Source organism: Exiguobacterium sp. A1_3_1 (assembly GCF_048985645.1).
In the GTDB taxonomy this organism is placed as follows: domain Bacteria; phylum Bacillota; class Bacilli; order Exiguobacteriales; family Exiguobacteriaceae; genus Exiguobacterium_A; species Exiguobacterium_A indicum.
Genome location: NZ_WBYY01000196.1, coordinates 1 through 5,593 on the forward strand (window position 1 = coordinate 1; position 5,593 = coordinate 5,593).

The 5,593-nt window shown below is 47.7% G+C and carries 8 protein-coding genes; all 8 read left to right on the forward strand.

Translation table 11 applies throughout. From position 1 onward, the window contains the following. Positions 1-273, forward strand: a 273-nt coding sequence (gene rplS, locus F8N00_RS15780) for a 50S ribosomal protein L19 (RefSeq protein ID WP_421018544.1), incomplete at its 5' end; no start/stop codon positions are given. A gap of 104 nt (positions 274-377) precedes the next feature. Then, entirely contained in the window at positions 378-917 is a 540-nt protein-coding gene (lepB, locus tag F8N00_RS15785) for a signal peptidase I (protein WP_313123113.1), read from the forward strand. 147 nt (positions 918-1,064) lie between these two features. Continuing rightward, entirely contained in the window at positions 1,065-1,928 is an 864-nt protein-coding gene (gene ylqF, locus F8N00_RS15790) for a ribosome biogenesis GTPase YlqF (RefSeq protein ID WP_035396901.1), read from the forward strand. Positions 1,929-1,979: 51 nt separating this feature from the next. Beyond that, positions 1,980-2,732, forward strand: coding sequence for a ribonuclease HII (locus tag F8N00_RS15795; protein ID WP_421018545.1), 753 nt, complete (start codon positions 1,980-1,982; stop codon positions 2,730-2,732). 12 nt (positions 2,733-2,744) lie between these two features. Further along, complete coding sequence (locus F8N00_RS15800) at positions 2,745-3,611, forward strand: flagellar hook-length control protein FliK (RefSeq protein WP_421018546.1); 867 nt, start codon at positions 2,745-2,747, stop codon at positions 3,609-3,611. Continuing rightward, positions 3,608-3,868, forward strand: a complete 261-nt coding sequence (locus tag F8N00_RS15805) for an EscU/YscU/HrcU family type III secretion system export apparatus switch protein (protein ID WP_023468733.1) — start codon at positions 3,608-3,610, stop codon at positions 3,866-3,868. Before F8N00_RS15800 ends, F8N00_RS15805 begins: the two co-directional genes overlap by 4 nt. 87 nt (positions 3,869-3,955) lie before the next feature. Then, positions 3,956-5,116: an ADP-forming succinate--CoA ligase subunit beta gene (sucC, locus tag F8N00_RS15810; RefSeq protein WP_023468732.1), complete on the forward strand. Its 1,161-nt coding sequence runs from the start codon at positions 3,956-3,958 to the stop codon at positions 5,114-5,116. 13 nt (positions 5,117-5,129) lie between these two features. Then, positions 5,130-5,593, forward strand: a 464-nt coding sequence (locus tag F8N00_RS15815; RefSeq protein ID WP_421018547.1) for a succinate--CoA ligase subunit alpha, incomplete at its 3' end; no start/stop codon positions are given.

The window sequence follows — 5,593 nt, forward strand, 5'->3', positions numbered from 1 at the left end:
GTCCGTGTACACGTTAAAGTCGTCGAGGGTACGCGTGAGCGTATTCAGCTCTTCGAAGGCGTAGTCATCAAACGTCACGGTGGCGGCATCAGTGAAACATTCACAGTCCGTAAAATTTCTTACGGAGTTGGCGTTGAGCGTGCTTTCCCGCTCCACTCACCACGTGTTGCACAAATCGAAGTCGTTCGCTACGGTAAAGTCCGTCGTGCGAAACTTTACTACCTCCGTAACCTTCGTGGTAAAGCGGCGCGTATTAAAGAAATTCGTCGTTAATCATGTGAAAAAGTGGCTTGTCTCCGGACAAGCTTCTTTTTTTTGCTGTTTATGCGTATACTAGTCCTTAGGAAGAAATTGTGTTTATCAAGGGAGTGGAATTCGTGAAGGAGTTATTCAGTTGGGTAAAGGCGCTTGTCGTAGCGCTCGTCATCGCGTTCATCATTCGAACATTCCTGTTCGTACCTGTGATTGTTGATGGGGAATCGATGATGCCGACCTTACACAATGCGGATCGAATGATCGTCAATAAGATCCCATATTATTTTAATGAGCCAGAAAGAGGCGATATCGTCGTCTTCCATGCAACGGAAACGCGAGATTACATCAAACGGGTCATCGCTGTTCCGGGAGATACGATGTATTACAAAGACGATACATTGTATGTCAACGATAAGAAAGTCGCCGAACCGTATTTGAAAGAATACAAAGCCCAGATGAGTGGTGTGCCATTGACGGAAGACTTCACGCTTGAAGAGCGAACAGGAGAGACGACTGTTCCAAAAGGAAAAATATTCGTCATGGGAGATAATCGTCAAAATTCAAAAGATAGTCGTGATATCGGTTTTGTGGATGAAGATCAAATCGTCGGAACGACGAACTTCGTCTTCTATCCATTCAATGATGTACGCTCTGTCGATTAAAACGAACGAAGATGAGACGCTTGCCTTTAAAAGTAAGCAGCTCATCTTCTTTTCTTGTCTGAAGTTGCGTATACTAGGGAGTGGATGTTTTTTCATGTATCGTATGATCAGCAAGAAGTCCAGGAATATATGAACGAGGTGAAGGATATGACGATTCAATGGTTCCCCGGTCACATGGCCAAAGCACGTCGGGAAGTCACAGAAAAACTAAAGTTGATCGATGTGGTGATCGAACTCGTCGATGCCCGTCTTCCGATGTCGAGCCGCAACCCGATGGTCGAACAGATCACGGCAGGTAAGCCGCGACTGATTGTCCTCAACAAGGCGGATATGGCGGACAAACGAGTGACGGAGCAATGGATGCAGGCATTACGAGCAGATGGTGTTGATGTCGTCGCGGTTGACGCGAAGCACAATAAAGGATTGAATCAAATCCATGAGGGTGCTTTAAGACTAATGAAAGAAAAACACGCACGGATGCGGGAGAAAGGGCGGAATCCGAGTGCGATCCGTGCCTTGATCATCGGCATTCCGAACGTCGGGAAATCGACGCTCATCAATCGACTTGCTGGCCGAAATATCGCTATCACGGGTGACCGTCCAGGTGTGACGAAACGCCAGCAGTGGATCAAGATGAAGACAGGTGAGATGGAATTACTTGATACACCAGGTATCCTCTGGCCGAAGTTCGACGATCAAGTCGTCGGATATCGGTTAGCAGCGACGGGAGCGATCAAGGATGACATCTTAAACATCGACGATATCGCGCTATTTGCCCTTCGTGAGCTAAAGACACGGTATCCGGAGCAGTTACGTGAGCGCTATCGACTCGACGAAGTATCGGGAGAAGCGGTTGATGTACTTGAAGCAATCGGTAAAAAACGTGGTTTCGTCTCAGGTGGCTATGTCGATTTCGAGCGGACGAGCGAAATGCTCCTGCATGAGCTACGAACGGAAAAGCTCGGTCGGGTGACGCTTGAAACAGTCGAAGAATGGGAAACGCATGCATAACGGACTTGGACATCCTTTGATGTCCAAGTTTTTTTCAAAGGAGCAGGATGTATGAAGATAGCAGAAGTAAAAGAACGATTGCAAAAAGCGACACTAGAAGAATTTATTCAAATGAAGCAGGAACTGGCTTCAGATACGCGAAAAGGGGTGCATACGCTGTTTCGTCAGACAGAACGACGATTTGTACTCGAAGAGCAGCAACGGATCGATTTCAAGGAACGACTCGCATTTGAAGACGAGTATCGTCAGCAAGGGTACGTTCGAATTGCGGGAGTGGACGAAGTCGGACGAGGTCCACTAGCTGGTCCTGTCGTCGCAGCAGCAGTCATCTTACCAGACGGTTTCTATCATCCAGGACTAACGGATTCCAAACAGATGAGTAAAGTACAGAGGCAGGCGGCACTGAAGCATCTGCAAGAAGTTGCTGAGATTGCGATCGGCATCATCGAACCGGCTGAAATCGACGAAATCAATATCTATCAAGCATCGAAACGGGCAATGCAAGACGCAGTTCGTCAACTCAAACCAGATGCCTTACTTGTCGATGCGATGACACTCGACGACGATACACCACAACTCTCTCTTATCAAAGGAGATGCGCGGAGTGTCTCCATTGCTGCTGCAAGTGTCGTTGCGAAAGAGACACGAGATGCGATGATGGAACAATATGCGATCGAGTACCCGGGATATGGATTTGAAACACACGCGGGTTACGGAATACCCTTACATTTACAAGCGCTCGATACACTGGGCGTCACACCGATTCACCGGAAAACATTCCGTCCTGTCAAAGAACGTCTTTAGGAGGAATCGAGCATGCAAATCGAACATCGCGCCTTACTTCCATTTAAAATTATCGATCATGCGAACCTACCGTTACGGGAAGGCGCAAACATCGTCGGTAAAGTTTTAAAGCTGTTGCCGGACGGATTGATGGAACTCCAAGTCGGTCAACGCGTCTTGACGGCAGGGACGACAGCTGAACTAAAAGAAGGGAACATGTATCGCTTTCAAGTCGTTTCAGCAGAGGGACAACCGGTTTTAAAAATCATCTCGACCGAGTCTGTTCCGCAAAAGTCGGCTCTCCCCCAGTTACTCGACTCCTTTTTACAACGCCAGACGGTACCGACTGCCGAAACACGGGAACTCCTAAGGCAAATTGGTCAACCGGCGACGGAAGGAGAAGCGAAGCAGTTAAAACACGCCCTTACCGAACTCGTTCAACTGGCAAAGGGTGATGAGACAGGTCGAACGCTTGATCGAAAGACGAGTGATCAGATTTTAGCGCAACAACTCGTTCAAGCAACGAACGAAGCGGGGAAAGGAGTCTATTTATTTCAATTACCTCAATTTGGACCGTTCGAAGATGTGGATCTCATGATGGAAGCACCGTTCGAACGGACGTTTGATCCAAATCATGCCCGTGTCGTCTTATATCTTCAATTACCGACGCTCGGTGAGGTCGCTGTTGATGTCTTGATTGCAGACCGGAATGTTTCGATTTCCGTCTTTCATCCGAATGCGCACGTCAATACGTTCATGCAAGCCTACACACCGCAAATTCAGACTCGTCTTGAGGAACAAGGCTATGCATTGACGCGATTCGATTGGGTCGAACAGACGAAAGAGCGCGTACCGCATGATATCTCAACGCGTAACGGAAGGGTGGATCTTCATATATGAAAAAAGCAATAGCTCTATCATACGAAGAACAGATGCATGCTCCAAAAGTCGTTGCTAAGGGATCGGAACACATCGCAGAACGGATTTTAGAAGAGGCATTAAAACATGATATTCCGATCCGGCAGGACGAAACGTTGATGACGTTACTAGATGCTGTTCAAGTATCAGAACAGATTCCGGAAGAATTATACGGTGTCATTGCCGAGTTATTTGCCTTTTTATATCGTCTCGATCAAGATGAAATTCTGAAAAAATAAAGCTTTCGGTCGATAACGATAGACAGCGCTTCCAATTTTAACTACAATGAAAGAGCCGAAACTAAAGGGGTTAAGGGGGATTTTTTCATGAATGTACATGAGTATCAGGCAAAAGAATTACTTCGTTCGTACGGTGTACCCGTACCAAACGGAATCGCAGCCTTCACCGTCGAAGAGGCGGTCGATGCATCAGAACAATTGTCAGGCCCGATTAAAGTCGTCAAAGCTCAAATTCACGCGGGGGGACGCGGTAAAGCAGGTGGCGTCAAGCTTGCGAAATCGCAAGAAGAAGTGAAAGAATATGCGACGGAGTTACTCGGCAAAACGCTCGTCACGCACCAAACAGGTCCAGAAGGAAAAGTCGTTCAACGTCTTCTCGTCGAAGAAGGGTGTGCGATTGACAAAGAATACTATCTTGGAATCGTACTTGATCGTGTGACAGGACGTGTCGTCATCATGGGATCAAGCGAAGGTGGTATGGACATCGAAGAGGTAGCGGAAGCGACACCAGAAAAAATCATCAAAGAAGTCGTCGATCCTGCAGTTGGTCTTCAAGGATTCCAAGCGCGTAAACTTGCGTTCGCAATGGGTGTTCCTGTGAAGCTCGTCAACAAGTTCGTCGGCATGGTCACGAAACTCTACAACTTCTTCGTCGACAAGGATTGTTCGATCGCAGAAATCAACCCACTCGTTACGACGAAGGATGGCGAAGTCCTCGCACTGGATGCGAAGTTGAACTTCGACTCAAATGCATTGTATCGTCATGCGGACATCGTGGCGTTACGTGATGAAACAGAAGAAGATCCACGCGAAGTCGAAGCATCAAAGAGTGATTTGAACTACATCGCGCTTGATGGAAACATCGGTTGTCTCGTCAATGGTGCTGGTCTTGCCATGGCAACGATGGATATCATCAAACACTTCAGTGGTGATCCTGCGAACTTCCTCGATGTCGGTGGTGGTGCGACGAAGGAAAAAGTAACAGAAGCCTTCAAACTGATCTTATCGGATGAGAACGTCAAAGGGATTTTCGTCAACATCTTCGGTGGAATCATGAAATGTGATGTCATCGCAGAAGGTATCGTTGCGGCGACAAAAGAAGTCGGTCTCGAATTGCCACTCGTCGTTCGTCTTGAAGGGACGAACGTTGATGCAGGGAAACAAATTCTCAAAGATTCAGGTCTAGCGATTACAGCAGCTACATCAATGGCAGACGGCGCAGAAAAAATCGCTGCGCTCGTGAAGTAAGGGGGAGCTAAAGATGAGTATTTGGGTGAACGAATCGACGAAAGTCATTATTCAAGGGATTACTGGTAACCAAGGGATGTTCCATGGTGAACAGATGATCGACTACGGCACAAACCTCGTAGGCGGTGTCACACCAGGAAAAGGCGGTACGGAAGTACTCGGTGGTGTTCCTGTCTTTGATACGGTCGCACAAGCGGTCGAAAAAACAGGTGCGAACGCATCGATCATCTACGTTCCACCAGCATTCGCAGCGGATGCAATCATGGAAGCAGCAGATGCGAACATCGCGTTGATCATCTGTATCACGGAAGGTATTCCAGTTCTTGATATGGTCAAAGTAAAACGTTACCTCGAAGGCAAACCAGTCCGTCTCATCGGACCGAACTGCCCGGGCGTCATCACTCCAGGTGTCGCGAAACTTGGTATCATGCCAGGATATATCCTGTCTCTTATACACATCTCCGAGCCCACGAGACT

Coding starts and splice junctions, on each gene's coding strand:
- ylqF (WP_035396901.1), top strand. CDS start 1,065: ATGACGATTCAATGGTTCCCCGGTCACATGGCCAAAGCACGTCGGGAA.
- F8N00_RS15795 (WP_421018545.1), top strand. CDS start 1,980: ATGAAGATAGCAGAAGTAAAAGAACGATTGCAAAAAGCGACACTAGAA.
- F8N00_RS15800 (WP_421018546.1), top strand. CDS start 2,745: ATGCAAATCGAACATCGCGCCTTACTTCCATTTAAAATTATCGATCAT.
- F8N00_RS15805 (WP_023468733.1), top strand. CDS start 3,608: ATGAAAAAAGCAATAGCTCTATCATACGAAGAACAGATGCATGCTCCA.
- sucC (WP_023468732.1), top strand. CDS start 3,956: ATGAATGTACATGAGTATCAGGCAAAAGAATTACTTCGTTCGTACGGT.